This window comes from Microbacterium sp. XT11, assembly GCF_001513675.1.
Taxonomy (GTDB): Bacteria; Actinomycetota; Actinomycetes; order Actinomycetales; family Microbacteriaceae; genus Microbacterium.
This window is the reverse complement of the sequence record NZ_CP013859.1, coordinates 1688498-1715054: the sequence shown is the minus strand read 5'-3', so window position 1 is coordinate 1715054 and position 26557 is coordinate 1688498. Positions and strand designations below refer to the sequence as shown.

Here is a 26557-nt window from a genome sequence, read left to right as displayed (position 1 = left end):
TTGCCGCTTTTTGCTGAATCATGCATGCCTGATGCGGCCTGTTGTGCTAGATATGGCTGCATGGACACTTCGAGCTCCACCCACCGCCGCCGACTGCCCGCCGGGCGCAAAGCCGATCTCGCTGCGTTCGTGGAACAGGCGGGGCAGGTCACCGTCGGAGACCTCGCCGAGCACTTCGGAGTGTCGATCGACACCATCCGTCGCGACCTCGATCAGCTCGACAGGGAAGGCGTGGTCATCCGCACGCACGGCGGCGCCGTGAGCGCGGCCAACGGCCAGCTGAAGGACCGCGCGCTCGACGTGCGCCTGCGCATGCAGACGGAGGAGAAGGAGCGCATCGCGAAGGCGGCCGCCGGCCTCATCGATGACGGCGCGGTCATCATGGTCAACGCCGGTACGACGACGCTCGCCCTCGCACGGGCTCTGCGCAACCATCGCGACCTCACCATCGCGACGAACAATCTGCGCATCCCCGCGGAGATCGCACCGTCGGCGTTCCGCGACCTGTACGTGTTCGGCGGAGCCGTGCGGTCGATCACGCAGGCGACCACCGGCCCTGTCACGTTCACGATGACGCCGGGCGGCCCCGAGGTCGACATCCGCTGCGACCTCGCCCTCATCGCCGTTGGGGCCGTCGACGAGAGCGGATACTCCACGTCGAACCTCGGCGACGCGGCGATGATGTCCGAGATGATCCAACGCGCCGAGCGGACCGCGATCCTCGCGGATTCGACGAAGTTCGGTCGTCGCCTGTTCGCGCAGGTCGCCCCTCTCGACGGCGCCGACTACCTCATCACGGATGCCGAGCCCTCAGCGGACGTGAAGGCGGCGCTCGCACAAGCCGACGTCGAGCTCGTCATCGCCTGACCGATGCCGTGAAGCGCTGCGACTCAGCCGACATCGGGTCTCGCCTCTGGGCGGGTCGGTGAGATCCTCAGCCGAGCACGAGCCACGGGTGAAAAGCGGAGGCCGCCGGGGTGGGCCCCCCGACGGCCTCCGCCGTGTTCACTCAGATCAGAACCAGCCGGTCAGCAGGTCCCAGATCCAATCGATGAGATCGCGGATCACGCCTCCGCCGCCGCCGCGGGTGACCGTGACCGAGGCCGTCGCCTCGTCTCCGTCCGACTGCGCCACCGCGACCGTGTACTTCCCCGGCTGCGTGCTCTTCGGCACCGTCACCGATGCCGTGAAGCCACCGTCGGCGCCGACCTCGATCGTGCCGACCGTCACCGGCTCACCCTTCTTCGGACGCAGCTGCACCGTCACGGTCTCACCCGGCAGGTAGTCCGTTCCGGTGATCGTGAGCTTCTTGCCCGCGGCGACCTTCGACGAGTCGAGCGAGATGACCCCGTGGAACTCGGGCTCCGGCTCCCCCGCGATCGTGAAGGGCACCTGCGCCGTCGTGCCGGTGCCCGCGACAGCCACGGTGAGCGACTGCTCTCCGTACACGCCCGAGGGCACCGTGAACGTCAGCGCGGCCCTGCCGACCTCGTCGTACGCGTCGACCACCGACGGATCGATCGCGCCCGAGGCGAGCACGGTGTCGCCGAGCGACAGGGTGACCTCGCCCGGTGCCGGCTCTCCTGCGCTGAACGCCAGCGACGAGAGCGACACCGTGACCTGGTCTCCGGCCGTGTAGCCGTCGGCGTCGGGAGCGCTCAGCGTGACGCCAACGGCGCGCTGGGCGTAGTCCGGGGAGGCCGTGGTGTTGGCTGCGAACCAGTCGACCATCGACTGCAGGTCGACCTTGCCGGTGTCGCGCTTGTCGGTCCCCAGCGCGAAGGAGGAGAAGTTGTCTCCGCCTGCCGCGAGGAAGGAGTTCGCCGCCACCGTGTACGTCTCCTCGGGATCGATGGGCACGCCGCCCAGCGTCATCGAGGTGATGCGCGACCCCTGTGCCGCCGTCGGGTCGTAGGTGTACGACAGCTCCTTCGACACTCCGAGCTTGAGGAACGGACGAGCCGCTCCTGCCGGCTGCCACTGCTCCTCCAGCACGCTCTTCAGCTGCGCTCCGGTGAGCTTCAGCGTGACCAGCGTGTTGGCGAACGGCTGAACGGTAGCCGCCTCACGGTACGTGACGTTTCCGTCCGGATCGGATGCCCCCGACGACGCATAGGTCAGGTTCGCCCGGATGCCGCCGGGGTTCATCAGCGCGAGGTCGGCGCCCGTCGACCACTTCTGCACATCGGCCACGAAGTTGCCGATCGTGGACTCGCCGCCGCGGTTCTCGGTCTTGCCATCGCTCTGACGCGCCCGGTTGAAGTCGCCGGTGATGTCTCCGACCTTGACGGCGCCCAGCACGTCGGCCTCGGCCTTCGCCTTGGCGACGATGTCGGCCACCTCCGGGACGGCGGGGTACAGCGGCTTGCCGCCCGAGGTGAGGGGCTTGATCTCGTTCGTGATCGAGATCAGATCCTTCGTCTTCGGGTCGACCTTGATGTTCATCAGACCGAGGTTCTCGCCGTACTGACCGGCCGAGACGACGGGACGGCCGTCGATGACGTGGTTGTACGCGAGGTGCGTGTGCGCCGAGACGATCGCGTCCACGTCGCCGTCGACGCCGTAGACGATCTCACCCAGCGGCGACTCGGGCGTGATGCTCGAGACGTCGACCGTGGCAGCGCCCTCATGCACGAGGAGGATGACCACGTCGGCCTCGCCGTTGGACTCGTCGCCGTCGCGCAGGTCATCTGCCACGGCGTTGACCGAGTCGACGATGCTGCGCACCTCGAGGTCCTTGATGCCCTCGGGCGAGACCAGCGAGTCGAGGTCCTCGGTGACGGCGCCGACGAAGCCCACGCGCACGCCGTCGAGCTCCTTCACCCAGGCGGGCGCCAGTGCCGGCTCGCCCGTCTCGGTGAGGAACACGTTGGACGAGATGTACTCCCAGTTCGCGCGTTCCTGCACGCGATCGCGCAGGTCGGCCCATCCCTGGTCGAACTCGTGGTTGCCCGCCGCGCTCACGTCGAGCCCGGCCGCGTTCAGCGCGTCGATCGTCGGGTTGTCGTCGTTGATGAACGACGTGAACGTCGACGCGCCGATCAGGTCACCGGCTCCGGCGAAGATCGTGTTCGGGTTCGCCTCACGGAACTGCTTGACCGCACCGGCGAGCACGGCTGCTCCGGCAGCTGCTCCATCGGCCTCGATGCGACCGTGGAAGTCGTTCACCGTGACGACGTCGATGCTGACCGGCGGGACGGTGGCGGAGACTCCGACGAGGATCGGGTCGTGGTCGCTGGAGCGGAAGGGCGTGCCCGCCTCGGTGGCGCCGAACGCGTAGCCGCGGTCGCTCCACTCGGGCGAGTTGATGCCCCACACGCCCGCGCCGATGATCGACGAGGCGAGCGACGGCGACGCGAGCACGTGGTCGAGCGATCCGAGCTCCCCGTCGAAGGAGTAGGTGTGCTCGTCTGGCGCCTTCTCGCGCGCGACGTCGCTCCACCCGGCCGACGTGAACACGTCGATCGGGTCTTCCTTCGCGTACGCGTTGAAGTCGCCGATGAGCAGGATGTCGCTGCTGCCCGTCTTGGACTCGATCGTCTTGGTGAACTCGAGGATCGAGTTCGCCTGCCGCACGCGGTCGGCGTTGAAGAAGCCCTGCTCGTCAGCCGGCACCGGAGTGCCGTCCTTGGGGTCCGACTTCGACTTCAGGTGGTTCGCGACCACCGTGACGATGCGGCCGTCGACGTCGAAGGCCTGGGCGATGGGCTCACGCGCGTTGCCCCACACGGTCTCGTCGACGACGGTCATGGCGTCACCGACGGGCGAGACAGCATCCTTCTTGTAGATGATGGCGCTCGTGATGTAGTCGGTGATGGTGGCATCGTTCAGCGCGGCCGGCGTGTGCACGTATGCCCACACGTCGTCACCGGCGTCGGCGTTGAGGCCTGCGACCAGGTCGGCGAGCGCGGAGTCGAGCGTGCCGCCGAGCTTGACCGAGTTCTCGATCTCCATCAGCGAGACGATGTCGGCGCCGAGGCCGTTGATCGCCGCGACGATCTTGGACTTCTGGATGGCGAACTCCTCGGCGGTCGCGGCACCGCGCGCGTTCGCGTTCTGGCTCTTCAGCGTCGTGAAGTAGTTGTAGACGTTGAACGACGCGACCTGCACGTCTCCGCCCACCTCGGGCGCTGACGCCGGGCGCGGGTTCGTGGCGGTGAACGTCGGCTTGAGCTCGGCAGGCGAGGTGTTGTCGATCGGCACCACCGGCTGCAGACGCCAGTCGTCGAAGCTCCACTGCAGCACGTAGCCGTTGTCGCCGAAGTCGACCGTGTCGCCGTTGCGCACGACGACGTCCTTGGTGAAGTACGGCTGCTCGTTCGGGTGGCTCTTGTTCGTCACCTGGATGGACCAGCCGTCGTCGAGCAGGATGCGGTTCGCCCGGTTGGCGGCAGTGATGGCTGCGGCCTCGGTGCCGGGACGCGTCGTCTCGGTGCTCTTGACGTTCATGCCGCCGCCCACGTTCAGCCACAGCGCGCCGTAGTTGTAGAGCTGGTGGCTCGATGCGACGCGGTACGTCCCCGTCGGGGCCACGTACATGCTCTCGAACTGCTCGCGGTCTGCGCCCAGCACGGTGTCGGGCAGAGGCGTCGCTGCGGGCACGCCGACGCCTGCCTGCACGACGGAGACCGCCGAGAGCGACGAGGGGCTGATCTGGGTCTGCCCGTAGTACTCGCTCACCGCTCCGGTGACCGAGACCAGATCGCCGATGGCGAGCGTCGGGGTGAGCGCGTCGAGGAACACGAAGATGCCGTCGGAGGCTCCGGGAGTCGCGTCCTCGGCACCGCCCGACCCCCGCGTCTGGATCGTGATGCCCTTGTACCCGCCCGTGCGGTAGTCGGCCGTGACGACGCCCTCGACCGTGACGGTCTTGCCGTTCAACGGCGACACGTCGGTGGTGCCCTGCACCTCGGCGATGGTCGCGGTCACCGGGTCGGTGCCGGACCCGGGGTCGGTGCCTCCACCCGCACCGGAGTTCTGCGGCGTGATCGACGCGGAGAGCGAGAAGTCCGCGCTGTTGTCGTCGGTGTCTGCGCCGTTCGTGCGAGTGAGCGACTTGACGTCGGTGTTGCCGGACGGGGCGGTGGCCGCCTTGGTCTCGAAGGTGTTCGAGGTGCCGTAGCCGAGCAGGTCGATCACCCCGGGTGCGCCGACGACCGAGCCGGGCGTGAGGCTCACTGCCGCCGTGCCCCGCACCAGGGCGATGGTGCCGGTGGTGCCGCTGGGCGACAGGGTGCTCACCACGTCGGCCGCGGGGAGCTCGGCGCCGTTCGTGCCGTTGCTGTTGCCCTGCACGAGGAAGTACCCGTGCGCCGGGATCGTCCCGCTGAGGGGCGCGACGCCGTTGAAGGCTCCCGTGCCCGTCGCCGAGCGGTACTGCAGCGACATGCCGTCGAGCGCGATCGGCTCTGCCGTCGGGTTGTACAGCTCGACGAACTTGTTCTTGAACGCCGCCCCGGCGCTGCCTCCGGAGAGGTAGGCCTCGTTGATCACCACGCCGGTTCCGGTGGTGTCGGCGAAGGCGGGCGCGGCGACGAGCGAGCCGAGGCTCAGCGCTGCCGCGCAGGTCACGGCGAGTGCGCCGTAGCGCCCCCGCTTCCGGTGTACGGACGATGCGGCGCTCACTCGGGCCTCATCGTCGGGGGCGGACTTCATACGGACGGTCTCCTCGACATCGCGGATCGGATCGACGGGCTCTCGTGGACTCCCGCCGCCGCGCGTGCGCCGGACTCCCAGCGCACGCACATGTTGGGAGCATACGGAGAGGGGCGGACATCATCAATGCAGTTTGCCTTTTCGTCACCCACCGCTCACCGGACCGCACAAAGCGTTCAGAGGACGCCTACAAACACCTGCGCAGACGCGCACATCCACGCGCTCAGGTGCGCAGAAACCTCAGTCCGTCGGCGCGCCCGCAGCGTCGTCGAACTCTTCGACCTCCCGCTCCCACGCATCCTTGGCAAGGCGGTACCAGAGGTAGAACGCGAAGCCGGCGAAGATGGCCCATTCCGCGGCGTAGAAGACGTTGAGCCAGTTGATCGGCGACTGCTCCTCCGGCGCGGGAGACGCGATGTCGGTGAGCCCGGCGAGCGCACTCGCCGACGCGAGGTAGGGACGGTACACGTCGAGGTCGGCGGTGTCGTGCCAGCGGCTCAGCAGCATGGCGGGCGACATCCGGTCCATGCGCTCGGGGTCGTCGTGCGGAGGCGGCACCGGGCCCTCGTCGGAGATCACCCGACCGGTGATCGTCACCTCTGATCCGTCGGCATCCGCGTCCAGCGCCTCGATCGCACGCCGCGCCTCGTCGAGATCCGCCGTCCAGCCGATCGCGACGGCGATGGAGGTGCGCTCGCCGACCCGCAGCTGTCCGGTGACCCAGTAGCCGGCGGCCCCCTCGTTGAACCTCCCCGACACGACGAGGAAATCGCCTGGCACCCACACACCCGTGGTCTCGACGCGCTGGCCGACCAGGGGCTCCGGCAGGTACTCACCCGGCTCGACGACGTCGGCCAAGGGGCGCACCTGCTCGGTGGCACCGGGGGGCGGCGGTGCCGTATCGATCGCGCGGCCCAGCTGCCATTGCCCCAGCCACGCGAACACGCCGGCGACGACGAGGCACAGCAGAAGCATGGCGATCCAGCGGCCCCGCAGCATGACCTCGCGCAGGGTCGGCGGGAACAGCGCGGGCGACGTCACGGCGATGCGGTTGATGCTCAGGCCTCGTACGGCGCCAGGACGACCTCGACCCGCTGGAACTCCTTGAGGTCGGAGTACCCGGTGGTCGCCATGGACTTGCGCAGCGCGCCGATGAGGTTGGCCGTGCCGTCGGCCACCGGGGCCGGCCCGTACAGGATCTCCTCGAGCGTGCCGATCCCGCCCACCTCGACGCGACGGCCGCGGGGCAGCTTCGGGTGGTGAGCCTCAGGTCCCCAGTGGAACCCGCGACCGGGAGCGTCGGTGGCTCTGGCCAACGCGACGCCAAGCATGACGGCATCCGCACCCATGGCGAGCGCCTTGACGATGTCGCCCGACGTGCCGACGCCGCCGTCCGCGATCACGTGCACGTACCGGCCGCCCGACTCGTCGAGGTAGTCGCGACGGGCGGCCGCCACATCCGAGACGGCGGTGGCCATCGGCGCGTGGATGCCGAGCGTCGCCCGCGTCGTGGAGGCCGCTCCCCCGCCGAAGCCGACGAGCACGCCGGCCGCCCCCGTGCGCATGAGGTGCAGCGCGGCGGTGTACGTGGCGGCACCGCCGACGATCACGGGCACGTCGAGGTCGTAGATGAACTTCTTCAGGTTCAGTGGCTGGTCGACGCTCGACACGTGCTCGGCCGACACCGTCGTGCCGCGGATCACGAAGAGGTCGACGCCCGCAGCCGCCACCGTGTCGTAGAACTCCTGGGTCCGCTGCGGCGTGAGCGAACCGGCGACGGTGACACCGGCCTCGCGGATCTCGGCCAGCCGACGCGTGATGAGCTCCGGCTTGATGGGCTCGGAGTAGATCTCCTGCATGCGCACGGTCGCCGACGCGGCCTCGAGACCGGCGATCTCGGCCAGCAGCGGCTCCGGGTCGTCGTAGCGCGTCCACAGTCCTTCGAGATCGAGGACGCCCAGGCCGCCGAGCTGACCGAGCATGATGGCCGTCTGCGGGCTCACGACCGAGTCCATGGGCGCGCCGATCACGGGGATCTCGAAGCCGAAGGCATCGATCGTCCACGCGGTCGACACGTCCTCCGGGTTGCGGGTTCGGCGCGACGGCACGACCGCGATGTCGTCGAACGTATATGCGCGGCGCGCGCGCTTTCCTCGGCCCAGCTCGATCTCAGTGGTCACTCCCCCAGACTACCCGGCACCCGTACGGGCCGACGGCTGCGAGACGAGAGACCGGGGATGGTGGGCGGCCGTCTCCGGAGCATCGCGTCTCGCCCTCCTGGCCTCAGCGCGCCCTGACCACGCGTTTCTCATCCCAGACCGGCTCGTCCGCCTCGTACACCTCGCCGTCCGAGCCGAAGACGAGGAACCGGTCGAACGACCGCGCGAACCAGCGGTCGTGGGTGACCGCGAGGACCGTGCCGTCGAAGCGCACGAGCGCCTGCTCGAGAGCCTCTGCGGATTCGAGGTCGAGGTTGTCCGTGGGCTCGTCGAGCAGGAGCAGCGTGGCGCCGGAGAGCTCCAGCAGCAGCACCTGGAACCGGGCCTGCTGTCCGCCCGACAGCGACTCGAACGTCTGCTGTGCCTGCCGTACGAGGCCGTAGCGGTCGAGCACCGAGCTCGCGGCGTCACGCGGCAACCCCGAACGCCGCTCATCGCCACGGTGCAGGATCTCGAGCAGCGTGCGGCCGACGAACTCCGGATGCGCGTGGGTCTGCGCGAACAGTCCAGGGACGACGCGCGCGCCGAGCACGGCACGTCCGGAGTGGGCGACCTCGGCGAGCTGCTCCCCCGTGGAGGTGACGTGCCCCAGGGCGGGGTCGGGATCGGTGCCTCCGCGGGCGAGCAGCCGGAGGAAGTGCGACTTCCCCGAACCGTTCGAGCCGAGCACCGCCACCCTGTCGCCGTACCAGATCTCGGCGTCGAAGGGCCGCATGAGCCCCGTGAGCTCGAGCGCGGTGGCGACGACGGCGCGCTTGCCGGTGCGCGATCCGCGCAGCCGCATGTCGAAGTCCTGCGCGGGCGGACGCTCTTCGGGCGGCCCCGCCTCTTCGAACTTGCGCAGGCGCGTCTGGGCGGCCTGGTACCGCGAGGCGAAGCCGTCGTTCGCCGCCGCCTTGACCTTGAGGTTCGCGACCAGCGTCCGCAGCTTCTCGTGCTGCTCGTCCCAGCGCCGCCGCAGCTCGTCGAGCCGGTCCATGCGGTCGCTGCGGGCCTGATGGTAGGTCGCGAACCCGCCGCCGTGCACCCACGCGGTCGCACCGGCACCTCCGGGTTCGAGCGTGATGATCCGATCGGCGGCCCGCGCGAGCAGTTCGCGGTCGTGCGAGACGAGCAGCACCGTCTTGGGCGTCTGACGCAGCTGCTCCTCGAGCCAGCGCTTCGCCGGGACGTCGAGGTAGTTGTCCGGCTCGTCCAGGAGCAGCACCTCGTCGGGGCCTCGGAGCAGCGCCTCCAGCGCGAGCCGCTTCTGCTCGCCGCCCGACAGCGTGGTGAGGTCGCGATAGCGGGCGCGCTCGTACGGCACGCCGAGGGCGGCGACCGTGCACTGGTCCCACACCGTCTCGTGCTCGTAGCCGCCGGCATCCGCGTACTCGGCGATGGCGGCCGCGTACGCCATCTGCGTGTCGTGCTCGTCCCGCTCGATGAGGGCGTTCTCCGCTGCCTCCAGCTCCTCGGCCGCTGCCCGGATGCGCCGAGGTGCCACCCGCACGAGCAGCTCGTGCACGGTCTGACCGCTCTCGCCATGTCCGACGAACTGGTCCATGACGCCGAGGCCGCCGTCGATCGTGACGACGCCGTCGTCCGGCGCCTGCTCACCGCGGATGATGCGCAGCAACGTCGTCTTCCCTGCGCCGTTCGGGCCGATCAGCGCGCTCGTCGAACCCGCGCCGACCCGGAACGTCACCTCGTCGAGAAGAGGTCTGCCGTCGGGGAGCGTCAGTGAGACGCCGGAGACGTCGATGTATCCCACAGGGTGTGGCCGTCCTTCCGCCCGCGTGGCGAGCCGATCAGGCTATCAGCAGAGCACCCGCCGCCGCGAACCCGGAGGCCGGGGGCGAACGCGGCGAGCACCGGATTCCCCAGCGAGTCGGGATGGTGCGGGCCTGTGGTCCTCGCTACGCTCTCGGGTGCGCCCTTTGTCCCGTCCCCACAGGAGAGAACATGACGAACCCCGACCAGCAGCCGCCCCAGCCGCCTCAGCAGCCTGCGTGGAACACCACGCCTGATGCGACTCCCGCTCCGCAGTACGCTCCCCCGGCGCAGCCGGGTGCGGCGGCGGCATACGGAGCCCCCGCCGAGCCTGTTCCGGGGCGCGGGCTGGCGATCGCGGGATTCATCCTGGCCATCGTCGCTCCGCTCGTCGGCCTCATCCTCAGCATCGTCGCGCGCGTGAAGCTCAAGAAGGCCGGCGCACCGACGGGCCTCGCGACGGCCGGCATCGTGATCGGCGCCATCCTGACCGTGTTCTGGATCATCGTCGGCGTGGTCGCGATCCTCGGCATCGTCGCCCTGGCGTCGATGTGCGCCGAGCTCGGCTCGGGGGTCTGGGAGGTCAACGGAGTCACCTACACCTGCGGCTGACCCCGCCTCCATGAACGACGAGAGGGCGGATGCTGTGGACTGCAGCATCCGCCCTCTTCGTGTCAGCGCGTCGCGCTCACTTCTTGTAGTTCGGCGCCTCGACGACGATCTGCACGTCGTGCGGGTGCGACTCCTTGAGACCGGCGGCGGTGATGCGCACGAACTTGCCTCGCTGCTTGAGCTCCTCGATGGTGCGGGCGCCGACGTAGAACATCGACTGACGCAGACCCCCGACGAGCTGGTACGCCACCGCCGAGAGGGGCCCGCGGTAGGGGACCTGCCCCTCGATGCCCTCCGGGATGAGCTTGTCATCGCTGGGCACATCCGCCTGGAAGTAGCGGTCCTTGGAATAGGAGGTCTGCTTGCCGCGGGTCTGCATCGCGCCGAGCGATCCCATGCCGCGGTACTGCTTGAACTGCTTGCCCGACTGGAAGACGATCTCGCCCGGCGACTCGTCGGTGCCCGCGAGAAGCGAGCCGAGCATGACCGCGTCGGCCCCCGCCACGAGAGCCTTCGCGATGTCGCCCGAGTACTGCAGGCCTCCGTCGGCGATCACCGGGATCCCGGCCGGACCCGCCGCGAGCGAGGCCTCGTACACCGCCGTCACCTGGGGGACGCCTACACCGGCGACCACACGCGTGGTGCAGATCGAGCCCGGGCCGACCCCGACCTTCACGGCGTCGACACCCGCGTCGACGAGCGCCTGAGCACCCTCGCGGGTCGCGACGTTGCCGCCGATGATGTCGATGTGCGCGAACGACTCATCGGCCTTGAGACGCTTCACGATGTCGATGACGCCCTGCGACTGGCCGTTCGCGGTGTCGACGACGAGCACGTCGACACCCGCGTCGCGCAGGGCCTCCGCGCGTTCCCACGCGTCGCCGAAGAAGCCGATCGCCGCGCCGACGCGCAGGCGGCCCTGGTCGTCCTTCGTGGCGAGCGGGTACTTCTCGCTCTTGTCGAAGTCCTTGATGGTGATGAGGCCCGCGAGCTTGCCGTTCTCGTCGATGAGCGGCAGCTTCTCGACGCGGTGCTTGGCGAACAGCGCGATCACCTCGCCGGCCGCGACGCCGACGGGCGCCGTGACGAGGTTCTCACTGGTCATGACATCTTTGACGAGCGTGGTCTGGCGCTCGAAGCCCGACACGAAGCGCATGTCGCGGTTCGTGACGATGCCGACGAGCCGGCCCTCGCCGTCGACGACAGGAAGCCCAGAGATGCGGTACTGCGCGCAGAGCTTGTCGACCTCGTCGACCGTCGCGTCGGGTGTCGTCGTGATGGGGTCGGTGATCATCCCCGACTCGCTGCGCTTGACCCGGTCGACCTGCGCGGCCTGATCGGCGATGGACAGGTTGCGGTGCAGGATGCCGAGGCCGCCCTCGCGCGCCATCGCGATGGCCATGCGCGCCTCGGTGACGGTGTCCATGGCGCTGGAGAGCAGGGGTGTCGCGACCGAGATCCGGCGCGTCACCCGCGACGAGGTGTCGGCCTCGCTGGGGATGACATCGGTGTGCCCCGGGAGGAGCAGCACGTCGTCGTACGTGAGTCCGACGAAGCCGAAGGGGTCGTGCTGATCCATGAATGCTCCTCCTGCGCGAATGGCGCGAATCCGAGTGCGATGCGGGGCTGGGGACACCGGCCCGTCGGGCCGGAGCGCGTATGTAGATTCTAAGCGAGACACGCCCGGGAACATTCCCGGCGCCGGTATGCGATGAGCGACACGTGTAGGAGATTCCCGGATCGCCCAGTACGCTCAAGTGCGTCGTCCATCTCCTCGGCGACGACCCGATGCCGCGGAGACAGCACTCAAAGTGGAGGTTGCGTGGGACCCACAACAGTCGCCGTGCATCGAAAGCGTCCGTGGATGGTCGCGTTCATCGGCATACTCATGGCCCTCTGCGCCATGCTGCTCTCACCGTCCGTCGCCTCAGCCGACGAGACCGACGACGGGCAGGAGATCACCGACTTCTACTTCGCGGGCGTCATCACCTTCGAGGACAAGCCCGTCGAGGGCGTCGTCATGACGATCGAGGGCAAGGGCTTCGAGGGCGAGACGAAGACGGATGCCGAGGGCAAGTGGCGGCTGTACGTGCCGGAGAAGGCGAAGTACACGCTCACCGTCGATGAGGACACGCTGCCGGACGGCGTGATCGTCGACGCCGCGCAGCTGCCCGAGGGCACGCAGCCGATCGCCGGGACCACCGCCTCGTTCGAGGTCGAGTTCGGCCTCACGGGCACGAAGATCATGAACCTCTTCCTCGGCGAGGGCGAGCGCGTCACGGTGTCGTTCGCGGACCAGCTGTTCTCCCGCCTCGTCGGCGGGTTGAACTTCGGGCTGCTGCTGGCGCTGGCGTCGATGGGCGCCGCCCTGATCTACGGCACCACGCGCCTGTCGAACTTCACGCACGGCGAGATGGTCACCTGGGGCGGCCTGCTCGCCATGGTCACGACCTCGTTCTGGCACCTTCCGCTGTGGGCGGGGATCGCGGCGGCCGTGGTCGGCGGCGCCCTGCTCGGGTGGGGCATGGACGCCGGCGTGTGGCGTCCGCTGCGCCGCCGCGGCCTCGGCACGGTGCAGCTGATGATCGTGAGCATCGGCCTCTCGCTCGCACTGCGCTACGTCTTCCAGTACTTCATCGGCGGCGGCACGCGTCAGCTCCCCGGTGCGAGCCCGACGCCGATCCAGTTCGGGCCGGTCTCCCTGTCGTACATCGACATGATCGCCATGGGCGTGAGCATCGTGGTGATCCTCGCCGTTGCCTGGTTCCTCACCCGCACCCGCATCGGCAAGGCCACGCGCGCCATCTCCGACAACCCGCAGCTCGCCGCGGCGTCCGGCATCGACGTCGACCGGGTGATCCGCTACGTGTGGATCCTGGCGGGGGTGCTCGCGGCGATCTCCGGCATCCTGTGGGCGTACTTCCGTCCCGGCGTGAAGTGGGACATGGGCATGCAGATGCTCCTGCTCATGTTCGCCGCGATCACGCTCGGCGGGCTCGGCACCGCGTTCGGTGCGCTCGTCGGATCGCTCATCGTGGGCATCGCGGTCGAGATCTCGACGCTGTGGATCCCGTCCGACCTGAAGTACGCGAGCGCCCTCGTGGTGCTCATCGTCATCCTGCTGGTCAGGCCGCAAGGTCTGCTCGGACGCAAGGAAAGGCTGGGCTGATCATGGACTTCGGAAGCATCTTCTCCAACACCGCCGTCTATCTCTTCAGCCCGATCACGATCGCCTACGCGCTCGCGGCGACGGGCCTCGCTGTGCACTTCGGCTACGCGGGTCTGCTGAACTTCGGCATGGCGGCGTTCATGGCGATCGGCGGCTACGGCTACGCGATCTCCGTGCTGTCGTTCGGCCTCCCGTGGTGGCTCGGCATGCTCATCGGACTCGTGGGCGGAGCCCTGTTCGCCGTGCTCCTCGGCATCCCGACCCTTCGGCTCCGAGCCGACTACCTCGCCATCGCGACCATCGCGGCCGGCGAGATCGTGCGGCTGCTCTTCACGACCCAGCTGTTCGACGAATGGACGAACTCGGCCGACGGGCTCGCCCAGTACAACGGCGGGTTCCGCGACGCGAACCCGTTCCCCACCGGCACCTACGGTTTCGGCCCGTGGACGTACACCGCGAACGATCTGTGGAACCGCGTCTTCGGCCTCATCCTGCTCGCTGTCGCGATCCTGCTGGTGTGGGCGCTCATGCGGAGCCCGTGGGGCCGCGTGCTCAAGGGCATCCGCGAGGACGAGGACGCCGTGCGATCGCTCGGCAAGAACGTCTTCGCCTACAAGATGCAGGCGCTCGTCGTCGGCGGAATCATCGGGGCGGCGGGCGGCATCGTCTTCGTGCTCCCCTCGGCCGTGGTGCCCGGCAGCTACACGACCTCGCTCACCTTCTTCCTGTGGACGATCCTCCTGCTCGGCGGTGCGGCCACCGTGTTCGGGCCGACCCTGGGCGCCGTGCTCTTCTGGGTGGTGTTCGCGTTCCTCGCCAACCTGCTGCCGAGCATGGCCAAGGCGGGCATCCTGCCGATGTCCGACAGTCAGGCGTCCACTCTGGTGTTCGTCTTCGTCGGCATCGCGCTCATGCTGCTCGTGATCTTCCGCCCCCAGGGCATCCTCGGAGACAAGAGGGAGATGACCTTTGTCAAATGAACTGAACCCCGAGGTCCCCGCCGACCAGCCGGGGCCCGCCACCGGCAGCGTCCGCCGGCCGAAGACGACCGGCCTCGCGAAGGGACCAGCCGCGCCGGGCGTCGCCAAGGTCGACCCGATCCTCGTCGTCGACGCCGTGCAGCGTCGCTTCGGCGGCCTGACCGCCGTCGACGTCGACCATCTGGAGATCCCGCGCGGCGCCATCACGGCGCTCATCGGCCCCAACGGCGCCGGCAAGACGACCCTGTTCAACCTGCTCTGCGGGTTCGACAAGCCCAACAGCGGCTCGTGGTCGTTCGACGGGACGAACCTGTCGGGAATCCCCTCGTTCAAGGTCGCCCGCATGGGACAGGTTCGCACTTTCCAGCTGACGAAGTCGCTGTCGCTGCTCACGGTGCTCGAGAACATGAAGCTCGGCGCGCCCCACCAGCGCGGCGAGGGCTTCTGGTCGAGCCTGTTCCCGTTCCTCTGGCGCGCGCAGGACGCGCAGATCGAGGAGAAGGCGCGCGAGCTGCTCGCACGCTTCAAGCTCGACGCCAAGGAGAAGGACTTCGCCGCCGCGCTCTCGGGAGGACAGCGCAAGCTGCTCGAGATGGCGCGTGCGCTCATGAGCGACCCGACGCTGGTCATGCTCGACGAGCCGATGGCCGGCGTCAACCCGGCTCTCACACAGTCGCTCCTCGACCACATCCTCGACCTCAAAGAGCAGGGCATGACGGTGCTCTTCGTCGAGCACGACATGCATATGGTGCGTCACATCGCCGACTGGGTCGTCGTCATGGCGGAGGGTCGCGTCGTCGCCGAAGGGCCCCCTGAGGAGGTCATGGAGGATCCAGCCGTGGTCGACGCCTATCTGGGCGCGCACCAGGACGTCGACCTCGGCGCCGTGACCGGCCGCATCCCCGTGCTCGCCGACACCGCGGCCGTGAAGCTGCGGGAGACGATCGAAGCGGAGGCCGACGCCGAACTCGCCGCCGATGACGCAGAGGAGGGACGCGCATGAGCGAAACCGCGGAGACGCGCACCGCGCAGGAGCAGCGGGGCGAGGTCGTCGTCGAGCTCACGGATGTGCATGCGGGGTACCTGCCCGGTGTCAACATCCTCAACGGCGCGAACCTCGTAGCGCGCCAGGGAGAACTGATCGGCATCATCGGGCCGAACGGCGCAGGCAAGTCCACGCTGCTCAAGTCGATCTTCGGGCTCGTGAACGTGCGCGCCGGTGACATCACGGTGAACGGCGAGAGCATCGTCGGTCTCAAGGCCGACAAGCTCGTGCAGCGCGGCGTGGCGTTCGTGCCGCAGACGAACAACGTCTTCCCTTCGCTCTCCATCGAGGAGAACCTGCAGATGGGGCTGTATCAGAACCCCAAGATCTACGCCGAACGGCTGGAGTTCGTGACAGGCATCTTCGCCGAGCTCGGCAAGCGCCTCAAGCAGCGAGCCGGCTCGCTCTCGGGCGGCGAACGGCAGATGGTCGCCATGTCCCGCGCCCTGATGATGGACCCGTCGGTGCTGCTGCTCGACGAGCCGTCCGCAGGCCTCTCGCCCGTGCGCCAGGACGACGCGTTCATCCGTGTGTCCGACATCAACAAGGCCGGCGTGACGACGATCATGGTCGAGCAGAACGCGCGGCGCTGCCTGCAGATCTGCGACCGCGGGTACGTGCTCGACCAGGGCAGGGACGCCTACGAGGGCACCGGCCGCGACCTGCTGAACGACCCGAAGGTCATCGGCCTCTACCTCGGCACGCTCGGCACCGACGCCGCCTGACGCACGTTTCGGCTCGACGCTGCGCTCCTCGCTCCACGCCGGGAACGCACCCGGTCGTCGAGCGAGCGCAGCGACACGGAACTCACCCGGTCGTCGAGCGAGCACAGCGACACGGAACTCACCCGGTCGTCGAGCGAGCACAGCGAGACACACGCCGCCGTGACCGTCGGGCGATACGGAAAAGGGCCTCGGATGCCGGAGCATCCGAGGCCCTTCCGCCGTGCGTCAGTTCGTGCGGGTCGTCATGTTGTCGGCGCCGTACTTGTAGATGCCGATCGTGGCGCCCTGCGGGTCGCCGTTCTCGTCGAACGTGACCTCGCCGGAGTAGCCGTCGTAATCGGCCACGCCACCGTCGTTGATGATCTTCGCGCAGTCGGCGAACGAGGTGCACTTCTCGCCGTCGCCCGAGCCGCCGGAGACCTCCTGCATCTTCGCCGCGATGTCCTTGCCCTCGGTGGATCCCGCGGCAAGCGACGCCAGGGCGACGAGGATCACGGCGTCATAGGCCTCGGCCGCGTAGGTGAAGTCCTTCACCTCGGCGTTGCCCTCGCCCGTCCAGTAGTCCTGGAGACGCTGCGTGAAGTCGTCGGCGAGCTTCGGACCGGCCTTCGTGCCCTGCGCACCCTCGAGCGACACCTGCATGTCGGCTCCGTAGTCGGAGAGGTTTCCGTCGACCATGTAGAACTTGTCGGCCGTGATGCCGGCGTTCACCAGCAGCGGCGCGATGGTCTTGAACTGGTCGAACGACACGATCGCGACGGCATCCGGGTTCTGCGCCTTGATGGTCTCGACCTGGGCGTCGAACTGCGCGTCGCCGACGTTGAACGACGCCTCGGCGACGACCTTGCCGCCGGTGCCCTCGAACGTGTTCTTGATCGCGGCGTCGAGGCCGGTGCCGTAGGCGTCGTTCTGGTAGATGATGCCCAGGGTCTTGTGGCCGTCTTCCGCGATGAGGTTGCCGAGCACCTCGCCCTGCAACAGGTCGCTGGGGGCCGTGCGGAAGTAGAGGCCGTCGTCGTCCCAGTCGGTGAAGTCGGGCGACGTGTTCGACGCCGAGATCTGCAGGATGCCGGCCGCGACGTTGCCGTCGAGGATCAGCTTCGAGACACCCGACGCCGCGGCGCCGACCATCGCGTTCACGCCCGCGCTCTGCAGCTTCGTGATGGAGGTCTCGTACGCCTTGGTGTCGGTGTCGCCCTCGTCTTCGGCCGTGAGGTCGATCGTGATGCCGGCCTTCGCGTCGTTGACCTCCTGCACGGCGAGCCCGACGCCCGACTCCATGGGCGGGCCGAGGAAGGCCAGGGAACCGGTCTGGGGCAGCAGCGAGCCGAGCTTGAGAGTGAGGTCTCCGGCGGGCTTGTCACCGCCACCCGAGGGCTTGTCGCCGCCGGTCGACGAACTGCAGCCGGCGATGACGAGTGCGGATGCGCTGAGCAGCGCGATCCCCGCGAAGACCTTCGCTGTGCGCGAGCCCTTCAGTGCGTTCATGTTGCTCCCTTGCGTTACTGAACGTGGATTGTGACCACAGTCGGGTGCTCTAACCCTAGAGCGTGAAGGGAGTGCGTAGTGGTCGCTTAGGTTTCGGTGCGTTAACGATCTGGTACCGGGTGCCGTGCTCGCTGCGCCGGAGGATCAGACGAGCTCGGCCTTCTCCGCCGACCTGCCGCGACGGCCGGCGACGACGAGATCGACGAGGAACACCGTGATCGCGATCCACACGAGCACGAACCCCGCCCAGCGCGCCGGAGGCATGGCCTCGCCGAGCACGAAGACGCCGAGGAGGAACTGCATGATCGGCGTGATGAACTGGATCATGCCGATCACCGTGAGGTCGATGCGCCGCGTGCCGGCCGCGAACAGCAGCAGGGGCACTGCCGTCGCGACGCCGGCGAAGGACAGGAGCACGGCATGCCAGACCCCGTGCTGGCCCATCGTGATGCCCTCGGGAGTCGTCCCGACCACGATGAGCTGGACGACGGCGATGGGGATGAGCCAGAACGACTCGAGCGTGAGGCCGCTGACCGCGTCGACGGCCGGGCCGATCTGCTTCTTGATGAGCCCGTAGATCCCGAACGACGCCGTCAGAGACAGGGCGATCCACGGGAACGAGCCGTACACCACCACGATCACGAGCACGGCGACGGCCGCGATGCCGATCGCCGCCCACTGCGCGGCGCGGATGCGCTCCTTCAGCACGAAGACGCCGAGCAGCACGGTCGTGATGGGGTTGATGAAGTACCCGAGGCTGGTCTCGACGACGTGCTCCGTGAGCGTGCCGATGAGGAAGACCTGCCAGTTCGCGTAGATGAGCACTCCCGCGAGCGCGGTGAGACCGAGGAGCTTGGGCTGCCGCACGATCACGCCGAGCGCTCGCCACCCGCGGGTGACCGTCAGCAGGACGAGGCAGAACACGAAGGACAGCAGCACGCGCCACGCGACGACCTCCCACGGCCCGGTCGGCGCGAGCAGCAGGAAGTACAGAGGCAGAACGCCCCAAAGCAGATACGCGGCCCCTGCGTATGCCACGCCTGCGGTGCGGGATGCGCGCGCGGTCGTGTCGGGGCTCACCGCACAACCCTATTCCCGCGCGGGGCGGCGGCCGTGACCTCGGCCATCAGATTGGCAGGAATCCGCCGCGCGCTGTCCGCGGCAGAACGCGACAGAGGGCCCGGATGCCGAAGCATCCGGACCCTCTGATCTGCGGTGCGCTGGATCAGCGGACGACGACCGCGAGGACGTCGCGTGCCGACAGGACGAGGTACTCGTCAGCGCCGAACTTCACCTCGGTGCCGCCGTACTTGCTGTAGAGCACACGGTCGCCGACCGCGACGTCGAGCGGAACGCGGTTGCCGTTGTCGTCGATGCGACCGGGGCCCACCGCCACGACCTCGCCCTCCTGGGGCTTCTCCTTGGCGGTGTCGGGGATGACCAGGCCACTCGCGGTGGTCTGCTCGGCCTCGACCTGCTTGATGACGATGCGGTCCTCGAGCGGCTTGATGGAAACCGACACGGTCTACCTCTTCTTTCTTTACGCTGACACGAAAGACTTGTTCGCACTCTCAACCCGAGAGTGCTAACGCCAGTCTAGGCGCTCGGCTGGCACTCACGCAATGCGAGTGCCAATCCCGCGGGACCGGATGTGCGACCCGCCGCCTAAGCTGAGGGGGTGGAGATGACCGAGCTGCGCGCCCTGCTCACGCCCGAGGGGCTCGACCTCCTCGACGCGCTCGGCCCGGTGGACTCGACGGCCGACGTCGCTCGCGCCGTCACCCGCCTCCGTGCTGCCGGCCACTCCCCCGATCTCGTGTCGGCCGTCGTCGGCCAGGCCCGCCTGCGCTCGAGGGCGGTGGCGAAGTTCGGCGAGTTCGCCGGGCGGATGCTGTTCACGCGCGCGGGGCTCGAGCAGGCGACGAGGCTCGGCGTCGCCGCACGGCATGCCCAGCGGATGCGGGCCGCAGGACGCACTCGCGTGGCCGATCTCGGCTGCGGCATCGGCGGCGACGCCCTCGCCTTCGCCGGCGCCGGGCTCGACGTGCGCGCGGTGGACGCCGATGAGGTGACCGCGGCGATCGCGGCCTTCAACCTCGCCCCGTTCTCGGCGTCCGTGCAGCATGCGACGGCGGAGGAAACTTCGCTCGACGGCGTGGACGCCGTGTGGCTCGACCCCGCACGGCGCACCGCGGGGCACACCGAGACGCGACGCGTCTCCGCGGACGACTACTCGCCCTCGCTCGACTGGGCGTTCGATGTGGCGGCGCGCATGCCGACGGGCATCAAGCTCGGACCGGCGCACGACCGCGACGCGCTCCCCGAGAACGCGGAGGCGCAGTGGGTCAGCGCCGACGGCAGCGTCGTGGAGCTCGTGCTGTGGACGGGCGAGCTGGCGCGCGACGGCGTGCGCCGCGCGGCTCTCGTCATCCGTGGCGACAGCTCGCACGAGCTCACAGCGACGGCCGATGCCGAGGATGCCGACGTGCGGCGCCTCGGCGAGTACGTGCACGAGCCGGATGGCGCCGTCATCCGCGCACGGCTCATCGGCGACGTGGCGCGAGCTCTGGACGCGGGGATGCTCGACCATCGCATCGCGTATCTGACCTCGGATGCCGCCTTGACGAGCCCGTTCGTGCAGTCGTTCCGCGTGCGTGAGACGATGCCGGCGACGCCCAAGGCGATCAACGCCGTGCTGGCCGCGAACGACATCGGCACGCTCGAGATCAAGAAGCGGGGCGTAGATGTCGACCCCGCGTCCTTCCGTCGCAGCCTCAAGCTCCGCGGCACCCGGGCGGCGACGCTGCTTCTGACGAGAGTCGGAGACCGACGTATCGCGGTGCTCGCCGATCGGGTCGGCGCGGCGGACGACTAGCCGTCGGGATCGGTCGGTGGAGTGATCACGATCGGATCGCCGGTCTCGGTGTCGACGACGACGGTGCCTGCGTCCGTCACCTGCTCGATCGTGAGGTACGGGGACTGCCAGAACGTGTAGCGCACCGTGAGGGTCCACGCCTCACCCTCGGTCATCACCGTGGCGGCGATGTCCTCCGCCTCGTCCTCGCCTCGCACCGCGCACGCAGTCCCGTCGACGGCGTCGACGAGCAGGCACCGCTCGACGGCGCCGGTCTCGCCCGCGCGCTCGGCGATCCAGACAGGGGCTCGACGGAACTCGCCGACGATCGACAATCCGGGGAAGAACCCCTCGTCGATGAGTGCTTCGGCGCGGTCGCGGTCGGCGCCCTCGAACTGATCCAGCATCGAATCGTCGAAGTCCCATCGCTGGATCGCCACGAGCGGGTCGCCTGTCGTCGCCTTGAGCGCGTATGCGATGACGTTCTGCCCTGACCCGTCGTCGCCGCCATCTGCCGGAACGGTGACCGAGACGCTCAGCATCAGCTGCTCGACCGTCGTCAGGGGTGCGCACTCGGCGGACGTGGTCTCGCCGACATCCAGGATCAGGCACCAGGAGCCGGCATGATCCTTGGTGGCGAACCACACGAGGGCGTCGTCGTCACGAGCGACGGCTCGCACGCTGTCGACGTCATAGTCGTGCTGCGACAGCTCTGTGCGTCGAAGCATCTCCTTGTCGGACAGCGCGATGCCCGACGTGCGCTGCGCGAACATCAGCCACCCGGCTCCGATCCCGAGGAGCACGAGCATCGCTGCCACCGCGATCACGGTGCTGAGACGGCGGATGCCGCGCCGCCCCGGCGTGCCGGACGCACTCCGCTGAGCGGCCTCCTCCTGATCGCCCTCGCGCGAGGATCCTCCCGGCCTGGAGGGCATGAGCGCGTCAGCTGATTCACCGTACTCAGCGGGCTCAGCCCGCTCGGCGGGCGCACGTGAGGGAACCGCGTGCTCGGCGTCCTCGTCCACGGTGACGGCAGGCCCGGCGGCCACGCCACGCTCGGCGTGCGCCCGATGCGCGCCGGTCGGCGCCGCAGCCGCGGCCGGCGTGGTCTCGCCGCCCGGCACACGCGGGCGACGGGCGTTCTCGAGCGTATGCAAGCGCTCGGCCTCCGCCTGCGTCAGGCCGCCGTGACGCCCATAGGCGCGAGCCCTCAGCTCCCGCAGCTCGACATCGTCGTCGGCATCCGGCATCCGTCTAGCCCAGTCTCTCGAACTGCATGCCCGCCCAGACCAGCCACCCCAGGCTGTACACCGTCGCGGTGAGGCTGAGCACGAGCGCCCACCGCGCCATCGCCCTGCTCTCGGCGGGGCGACGAAGCGACATGATCGAGGCGATGACAGCGACGATCGCGACGGGAATGCCCCAGCCGACGAAGAACGAGGCGCACAGCGCCACGATGGCCGCGAACAGAGCCCAGGGCGCGAGACGGGCGTCGTCGGCAGGAGCGGGTGTGAGGTCGGACGGCTCCCAGTCGCGGCCTGCCGGGCTGCCGACAGCGTCGGCGTCCGGTCCGCTCGTCACGACCGGCTCGATGCCGACCGGTCCGGTGGGGAGCTTCGTGTAGCCGTCGCGACGCGCTCCCGGCAGACGGGCGGAACCCGCTGGTCGCTCGACCTCGTCGCCGGCGCGCTCCACACGGGTTCGGGGCAGCGGCGTGCTCTCACGACCTCCGCCGAAGCCGGCCCCGTCCGCCGCGCGTTGTGCGTCGCTCATGACGACTCCGCGACCTGGATCTCCGTGACCGGCAGCGTCGAGTCGGCTCCGAACGCCAGGGTCGATGGTCGGCGCCCCGACGAGATGAGCTCGGCGGCCAGAGCAGCGATCATCGCCCCGTTGTCCGTGCAGAGAGACAGCGGCGGGATCCGCACCGTGACGCCTGCGGCCTCGGCCCTGGCGAGCGCGACCTCGCGAAGACGCCGGTTGGCGATCACCCCGCCACCCAGGAGCAGCCGCGGAACTCCGCGATCCGCGCATGCGGCGAGCGCCTTCGTCACGAGCACGTCCACCACGGCCTCGCGGAAGCTCGCTGCGACGTCGGCGACGGGCACGCGGCGCCCTTCTGCCTCGCACCGTTCGATCCACCGGGCGACCGCCGTCTTGAGTCCGGAGAAGGAGAAGTCGTAGCGATGCCGCGCCATGTCGGAGGCGCGCGACAGTCCTCGGGGGAACCGGATGGCGTCGGGGTCACCGCCGACGGCGGCGCGATCGATCTCGGGGCCGCCGGGGTACGGCAGCGAAAGCAGGCGCGCGACCTTGTCGAATGCCTCTCCTGCAGCGTCGTCGACCGTCTCGCCGAGCAGCTCAACGTCGGTCGTGAGGTCGCGCACGTGCAGCAGGGAGGTGTGCCCGCCGGAGACCAGCAGGGCGATCGTCGGGTACTCCAGCGGTTCGGACTCGGGCGTGAGGATGTCGGCGGCGATGTGCCCGACGAGGTGGTTCACGGCGTACAGCGGCTTGTCCAACGACACCGCGAGTCCTTTGGCGGCACCGACGCCCACCATCAGGGCGCCCGCGAGGCCCGGCCCGCTGGTGACCGCCACCGCGTCGAGGTCGCGCAGCCCGACACCTGCTTCCGCCAGCGCGGCGTCGATCGAGGGCTGAAGGGCCTCGAGGTGCGCGCGTGCGGCGACCTCCGGCACCACTCCCCCGTAGCGGGCGTGCTCGTCCATGCTCGACGCGATCGTGTTCGTGAGCAGCGTGCGGCCCCGCACGATCCCGATCCCGGTCTCGTCGCAGCTCGTCTCGATGCCCAGCACCAAGGGTCCGGTCATCACTCCCCCTCCCGCACCGCATGCGCGATCGAACCGTCATCATCGTCCCGCCCGCGCGTCCTCGCACGAAGATCGAGGCGCATCACGATCGCGTCCACGTCGTCGGGCTGATAGTACCGGGGGCGCCTGCCGATCTCCTCGAAGCCCTCCGAGAGGTAGAGGCCGTGCGCGGCGGGATTGTCTGCGCGCACCTCGAGGAAGACCTCCGCGGCCCCTCGTTCCTCCGCCGCCTCGAGCAGGGCGCGGAGCAGCGCGCGCCCGCGGCCCCCACCGCGATACGGACGGTCGAACGCGATGGTCTGGATGTCGGCATCGCGTCCGCCCTGCAGGGCACGCACGCCGCCGTAGCCGATGACGACGCCGTCGACCTCGTCGACGAGGTAGCGGCCATGGGGGCTGGCGACCTCTGCGGCCATCGTCTCGGCGCTCCAGGCGTCAGCGGGGAAGGACCGGGTCTCGATGGCCATGATCGCGTCGAGGTCGGCGCTGGTCGCGGCTCGGATCGTCACGACCCCACCCGTTTCGGCGCCACGGGTGCGGCCGCGTCGGGCTGTCGCAGGTACAACGGCTCCTCGTCGGCGAGCACCCGCCCCGATGCGAGCGCCCTGGCACCGACGCGGCCGAGGTCCGCCGCGGACAGCCGGGCGACATCGACGCGGCGGATGCCGTCGAGATGGGACTCGACCTCCGCGGCGGGGACGAGCACGGTCTCCGCGGCGACGCGCGGGATGCCGTCGTCATCGATGCCGTCGAACACCGTGACAGCCATCTCGCGGCGGCGTGCATCCGTGACGATGGCGAACGGCGCTTCGTAGTCGCCGACGGTGAGGGCGGCGGCGAGATGACTCGGCACGGGGATGACGGGGATGCCGCGGCCGAGGGCGAAAGCGCGTGCGGCGGCGATGCCGATCCGCAGCCCGGTGAAGGGACCGGGTCCCATTCCGGTCACCACGTGCGCGATGGCCCCCTCCCCGGCCTGTTCGAGGGCCGACCGCAGGAGGTCGCCGATCACCTCGGCGTGTCCGAGTGCGTCGGCTGTGCCCGTCTCGGCGCGCAGCGCGCCATCGGGGTCGATGAGCGCGACCGCGGTTCCCAGGGAGGTGTCGACGGCGAGGATCACCTCTCCAGGGTAGTCGCCGAGCCTGCGTGCGCCGCTCAGCGCACCCGGCGCTCAGCGCTCACGGCACTCAACGCTCCCGGCGCTCGATGGTCACGATGCGGGGAGCATCGGCGTCGAGCTCCGAGGCGTCGAGATCGTCGCCCACTCCGACCGGTCGCTCGAACTCGACGTCCCACCACGCGTCGGCGAGCTCCTCCGCCATGCCTCGGCCCCATTCGACCACGACGACCGAGCGCGTGAGGTCGAGGTCGAGGTCGTCGAGCTCGGCAGCCGAGCCGAGACGGTAGGCGTCGACGTGCACGAGGGGTGCTCCGCCGACCAGCGACGGGTGCGTGCGCGCGATCACGAAGGTCGGGCTCTGCACCGGTCCGCGCACGCCCAGGCCTTCGGCGAGCCCCCGCGTGAACGTGGTCTTCCCCGCCCCGAGCGGACCGGTGAGGATCAGCAGGTCGCCGGGGACGAGGCCGCTTCCGATCCGCCGGCCGAGTTCCTCCATCTCCTCGGCGGTGCCGACCTCCCGGCGTCCGAGGAGCGACGCGTCCACCGTCATGACGTCCTCCTGGCCACGCGCGGACCGATGCGCGTGACGATCTCGTAGTTGATCGTGCCCGCGGCATCCGCCCAGTCCGCCGCAGACGGGACCCCCAGCGTCGGGTCGCCGAAGAGCACGACCTCATCGCCGACCGAGACCGGGGTGTCGCCGACGTCGACGACGAACTGGTCCATCGCGATGCGGCCGACGTTCGTGAAGGTGCGACCCCCGATCGACACGGGCAGGCGTCCGGACGCATGCCGTGGAATGCCGTCGGCGTAACCGAAGGGGACCAGCACGAGCGTGGTGTCCCGGTCGGTGCGATGGTCGTAGCCGTACGACACCCCGGTGCCGGCGGGAACACGCCGGACCGCCGCGATGGCCCCGCGCAGCGTCATCGCCGGCCGCAGCCCCAGCGACGCGGACGTGCGGTCGTCGAACGGCGAAAGGCCGTAGAGCCCGATGCCGATGCGCACCGCGTCCAGCCTCGTCTCGGGCAGGTCGATCGCAGCAGCCGTCGCGGCGAGGTGCCGGATCTCCGGGCGGATGCCGAACGACTCGGCGGCAGCCACCCCCTGCTCGAACTTCGCGAGTGCGGCGCGGTCGTCTTTGGGAGACGTGTTCGACAGATGGCTGAACAGTCCGACGATGCGCAGCCGGCCGATGCGCTCGAGCCGCGCGGCCTCGGCGAGCACGCGGTTCCAGTCCCCCGGTGCGATGCCGTTGCGCGACAGGCCGGTCTCGAGCTTGAGGTGCACACCGACTGGCCGATCGACGGATGCCGCGGCGGCTGCCGCCTCGAGCTGGTCGAACGACGAGATGCCGACCTCGATGCCGTGCTCCGCTGCCTGCTCGAACCGCTCGCCCGGGGCATGCAGCCACGCCAGGATCGGAGCCGTCACGCCCTGACGGCGCAAGTCGAGCGCTTCGGGGATCTCGGCGACGCCGAGCCGCGTGGCCCCGCCGCTCAGCGCGGCGACGGCGGCGGCCGCCGCCCCGTGGCCGTAGGCGTTCGCCTTGACGACAGCGATCACCTGCACGCCGGTGAGCCGGCGCAGGTGCCGCACGTTGTCGGCGATGGCGTCGAGGTCGATGCTCGCCTCACGGAACGGCGTGGTCACAGCGGCTCTCCTTCGGCGACGACGAACGCGGCGGCGAGGCCCGCGTCATGCGTGAGGGTCAGGTGCAGTGCGGTGATGCCGCGCTGCTCGACCACCGCCGCGGTCGTTCCCGAGAGCACGAAATGCGGCTTGCCCGAGGCCTCTGAGGCGATCTCGATCTCGGTCCAGTGCACGCCGTCGGACCCGCCCAGCGTCTTGATCAACGCCTCCTTCGCCGCATACCGCGCGGCGAGCGACGACAGCCGCATGCCCTGCTCTCGCTCGGTGAAGAGCCGCTGCAGCAGGCGCGGCGTGCGCGCAACGGTCCGCTCGAATCGCGGAACGTCCACGAGGTCGATGCCGGTCCCGATGATCACCAGAACAGCCTAGCCGCGCGCACGACGTCAGCCCCGTGCCTCTCGTCGCACGAGAACGCCCCGGGCCGCCGCGGCGCGGCGATCCCGGGGCGTGTGGC

The 26557-nt window shown here is 69.5% G+C and carries 23 protein-coding genes; 7 read left to right on the top strand and 16 right to left on the bottom strand.

Annotation, left to right across the window (positions count from 1 at the left end; all coding sequences use genetic code 11):
• The first annotated feature begins 60 nt into the window (after positions 1 to 60).
• On the top strand, positions 61 to 867 hold the full coding sequence (locus AB663_RS07945; protein WP_067197719.1) for a DeoR/GlpR family DNA-binding transcription regulator: 807 nt from the start codon (positions 61 to 63) through the stop codon (positions 865 to 867).
• Positions 868 to 1014: 147 nt separating this feature from the next.
• Here AB663_RS07945 and AB663_RS07940 read toward each other — a convergent pair whose 3' ends face one another.
• The 4 genes from AB663_RS07940 to AB663_RS07925 form a co-directional block, all read right to left on the bottom strand.
• Positions 1015 to 5655, bottom strand: a complete 4641-nt coding sequence (locus AB663_RS07940; protein ID WP_067197717.1) for an ExeM/NucH family extracellular endonuclease — start codon at positions 5653 to 5655, stop codon at positions 1015 to 1017.
• A 240-nt stretch (positions 5656 to 5895) separates the two neighbouring features.
• Positions 5896 to 6654 (bottom strand): SURF1 family protein, encoded by a 759-nt coding sequence (locus tag AB663_RS07935; RefSeq protein ID WP_067202398.1) that lies wholly within the window; start codon positions 6652 to 6654, stop codon positions 5896 to 5898.
• Positions 6655 to 6713: 59 nt separating this feature from the next.
• Positions 6714 to 7835, bottom strand: a complete 1122-nt coding sequence (locus tag AB663_RS07930) for a GuaB3 family IMP dehydrogenase-related protein (protein WP_067197715.1) — start codon at positions 7833 to 7835, stop codon at positions 6714 to 6716.
• A 103-nt stretch (positions 7836 to 7938) separates the two neighbouring features.
• Entirely contained in the window at positions 7939 to 9627 is a 1689-nt protein-coding gene (locus AB663_RS07925) for an ABC-F family ATP-binding cassette domain-containing protein (RefSeq protein ID WP_067197712.1), read from the bottom strand.
• A 191-nt stretch (positions 9628 to 9818) separates the two neighbouring features.
• Between AB663_RS07925 and AB663_RS07920 the strand changes: the two genes are divergently transcribed.
• Entirely contained in the window at positions 9819 to 10238 is a 420-nt protein-coding gene (locus AB663_RS07920; RefSeq protein ID WP_067197710.1) for a DUF4190 domain-containing protein, read from the top strand.
• A gap of 76 nt (positions 10239 to 10314) precedes the next feature.
• Here the strand turns inward: AB663_RS07920 and guaB are convergent, their stop codons facing one another.
• Positions 10315 to 11817 carry an IMP dehydrogenase gene (gene guaB, locus AB663_RS07915; RefSeq protein ID WP_067197707.1) on the bottom strand — a complete coding sequence of 501 codons (1503 nt, stop codon included), beginning with the start codon at positions 11815 to 11817 and terminating at the stop codon, positions 10315 to 10317.
• Positions 11818 to 12102: 285 nt separating this feature from the next.
• Between guaB and AB663_RS07910 the strand changes: the two genes are divergently transcribed.
• Genes AB663_RS07910 through AB663_RS07895 form a run of 4 tightly spaced genes read left to right on the top strand, consistent with a single transcriptional unit; the run spans position 12103 to position 16157 of the window.
• Entirely contained in the window at positions 12103 to 13407 is a 1305-nt protein-coding gene (locus AB663_RS07910; RefSeq protein ID WP_067197705.1) for a branched-chain amino acid ABC transporter permease, read from the top strand.
• 2 nt (positions 13408 to 13409) lie between these two features.
• Positions 13410 to 14387 carry a branched-chain amino acid ABC transporter permease gene (locus AB663_RS07905; protein ID WP_067197703.1) on the top strand — a complete coding sequence of 326 codons (978 nt, stop codon included), beginning with the start codon at positions 13410 to 13412 and terminating at the stop codon, positions 14385 to 14387.
• On the top strand, positions 14377 to 15390 hold the full coding sequence (locus AB663_RS07900; RefSeq protein ID WP_442922669.1) for an ABC transporter ATP-binding protein: 1014 nt from the start codon (positions 14377 to 14379) through the stop codon (positions 15388 to 15390). The genes AB663_RS07905 and AB663_RS07900 overlap by 11 nt, the downstream gene beginning before the upstream one ends.
• Positions 15387 to 16157 carry an ABC transporter ATP-binding protein gene (locus tag AB663_RS07895; RefSeq protein WP_067197701.1) on the top strand — a complete coding sequence of 257 codons (771 nt, stop codon included), beginning with the start codon at positions 15387 to 15389 and terminating at the stop codon, positions 16155 to 16157. Before AB663_RS07900 ends, AB663_RS07895 begins: the two co-directional genes overlap by 4 nt.
• A gap of 225 nt (positions 16158 to 16382) precedes the next feature.
• On the opposite strand, the gene AB663_RS07890 is transcribed toward AB663_RS07895, so the two are convergent.
• From AB663_RS07890 to groES, 3 genes are all read right to left on the bottom strand, one after another.
• Entirely contained in the window at positions 16383 to 17645 is a 1263-nt protein-coding gene (locus AB663_RS07890) for an ABC transporter substrate-binding protein (RefSeq protein ID WP_067197699.1), read from the bottom strand.
• A gap of 144 nt (positions 17646 to 17789) precedes the next feature.
• Complete coding sequence (gene rarD, locus AB663_RS07885) at positions 17790 to 18725, bottom strand: EamA family transporter RarD (RefSeq protein ID WP_067197697.1); 936 nt, start codon at positions 18723 to 18725, stop codon at positions 17790 to 17792.
• A gap of 145 nt (positions 18726 to 18870) precedes the next feature.
• Positions 18871 to 19167: a co-chaperone GroES gene (groES, locus tag AB663_RS07880; RefSeq protein WP_039394204.1), complete on the bottom strand. Its 297-nt coding sequence runs from the start codon at positions 19165 to 19167 to the stop codon at positions 18871 to 18873.
• Between the two features lie 156 nt (positions 19168 to 19323).
• Between groES and AB663_RS07875 the strand changes: the two genes are divergently transcribed.
• Positions 19324 to 20520 carry a class I SAM-dependent methyltransferase gene (locus AB663_RS07875; protein ID WP_067197695.1) on the top strand — a complete coding sequence of 399 codons (1197 nt, stop codon included), beginning with the start codon at positions 19324 to 19326 and terminating at the stop codon, positions 20518 to 20520.
• On the opposite strand, the gene AB663_RS07870 is transcribed toward AB663_RS07875, so the two are convergent.
• From AB663_RS07870 to AB663_RS07835, 8 genes are all read right to left on the bottom strand, one after another.
• Complete coding sequence (locus tag AB663_RS07870) at positions 20517 to 21749, bottom strand: hypothetical protein (RefSeq protein ID WP_067197692.1); 1233 nt, start codon at positions 21747 to 21749, stop codon at positions 20517 to 20519. The two genes, AB663_RS07875 and AB663_RS07870, sit on opposite strands and share 4 nt — an antisense overlap.
• Positions 21750 to 21753: 4 nt before the next feature.
• Positions 21754 to 22272 (bottom strand): hypothetical protein, encoded by a 519-nt coding sequence (locus AB663_RS07865; RefSeq protein ID WP_232304665.1) that lies wholly within the window; start codon positions 22270 to 22272, stop codon positions 21754 to 21756.
• Positions 22269 to 23330 (bottom strand): tRNA (adenosine(37)-N6)-threonylcarbamoyltransferase complex transferase subunit TsaD, encoded by a 1062-nt coding sequence (gene tsaD / locus AB663_RS07860; protein WP_067197690.1) that lies wholly within the window; start codon positions 23328 to 23330, stop codon positions 22269 to 22271. The genes AB663_RS07865 and tsaD overlap by 4 nt, the downstream gene beginning before the upstream one ends.
• On the bottom strand, positions 23330 to 23839 hold the full coding sequence (gene rimI, locus AB663_RS07855) for a ribosomal protein S18-alanine N-acetyltransferase (RefSeq protein WP_067197687.1): 510 nt from the start codon (positions 23837 to 23839) through the stop codon (positions 23330 to 23332). The genes tsaD and rimI overlap by 1 nt, the downstream gene beginning before the upstream one ends.
• Positions 23836 to 24450, bottom strand: a complete 615-nt coding sequence (gene tsaB, locus AB663_RS07850) for a tRNA (adenosine(37)-N6)-threonylcarbamoyltransferase complex dimerization subunit type 1 TsaB (RefSeq protein WP_067197684.1) — start codon at positions 24448 to 24450, stop codon at positions 23836 to 23838. The genes rimI and tsaB overlap by 4 nt, the downstream gene beginning before the upstream one ends.
• Positions 24451 to 24517: 67 nt before the next feature.
• Positions 24518 to 25000, bottom strand: coding sequence for a tRNA (adenosine(37)-N6)-threonylcarbamoyltransferase complex ATPase subunit type 1 TsaE (gene tsaE, locus AB663_RS07845; protein ID WP_067197682.1), 483 nt, complete (start codon positions 24998 to 25000; stop codon positions 24518 to 24520).
• Positions 24997 to 26103 (bottom strand): alanine racemase, encoded by a 1107-nt coding sequence (gene alr, locus AB663_RS07840; protein ID WP_067197679.1) that lies wholly within the window; start codon positions 26101 to 26103, stop codon positions 24997 to 24999. Before alr ends, tsaE begins: the two co-directional genes overlap by 4 nt.
• Positions 26100 to 26459, bottom strand: coding sequence for a holo-ACP synthase (locus tag AB663_RS07835; RefSeq protein WP_067197677.1), 360 nt, complete (start codon positions 26457 to 26459; stop codon positions 26100 to 26102). The genes alr and AB663_RS07835 overlap by 4 nt, the downstream gene beginning before the upstream one ends.
• Positions 26460 to 26557 lie beyond the last annotated feature (98 nt).

What these genes read in the sequence shown, in the direction of transcription:
- AB663_RS07935 (WP_067202398.1), bottom strand. Translation starts at nt 6,654, where the DNA reads ATGCTGCGGGGCCGCTGGATCGCCATGCTTCTGCTGTGCCTCGTCGTC.
- AB663_RS07920 (WP_067197710.1), top strand. Translation starts at nt 9,819, where the DNA reads ATGACGAACCCCGACCAGCAGCCGCCCCAGCCGCCTCAGCAGCCTGCG.
- AB663_RS07945 (WP_067197719.1), top strand. Translation starts at nt 61, where the DNA reads ATGGACACTTCGAGCTCCACCCACCGCCGCCGACTGCCCGCCGGGCGC.
- guaB (WP_067197707.1), bottom strand. Translation starts at nt 11,817, where the DNA reads ATGGATCAGCACGACCCCTTCGGCTTCGTCGGACTCACGTACGACGAC.
- tsaD (WP_067197690.1), bottom strand. Translation starts at nt 23,330, where the DNA reads ATGACCGGACCCTTGGTGCTGGGCATCGAGACGAGCTGCGACGAGACC.
- AB663_RS07870 (WP_067197692.1), bottom strand. Translation starts at nt 21,749, where the DNA reads ATGCCGGATGCCGACGACGATGTCGAGCTGCGGGAGCTGAGGGCTCGC.
- AB663_RS07895 (WP_067197701.1), top strand. Translation starts at nt 15,387, where the DNA reads ATGAGCGAAACCGCGGAGACGCGCACCGCGCAGGAGCAGCGGGGCGAG.
- AB663_RS07940 (WP_067197717.1), bottom strand. Translation starts at nt 5,655, where the DNA reads ATGAAGTCCGCCCCCGACGATGAGGCCCGAGTGAGCGCCGCATCGTCC.
- AB663_RS07890 (WP_067197699.1), bottom strand. Translation starts at nt 17,645, where the DNA reads ATGAACGCACTGAAGGGCTCGCGCACAGCGAAGGTCTTCGCGGGGATC.
- AB663_RS07905 (WP_067197703.1), top strand. Translation starts at nt 13,410, where the DNA reads ATGGACTTCGGAAGCATCTTCTCCAACACCGCCGTCTATCTCTTCAGC.
- tsaE (WP_067197682.1), bottom strand. Translation starts at nt 25,000, where the DNA reads ATGACGGTGGACGCGTCGCTCCTCGGACGCCGGGAGGTCGGCACCGCC.
- AB663_RS07910 (WP_067197705.1), top strand. Translation starts at nt 12,103, where the DNA reads ATGGTCGCGTTCATCGGCATACTCATGGCCCTCTGCGCCATGCTGCTC.
- AB663_RS07865 (WP_232304665.1), bottom strand. Translation starts at nt 22,272, where the DNA reads ATGAGCGACGCACAACGCGCGGCGGACGGGGCCGGCTTCGGCGGAGGT.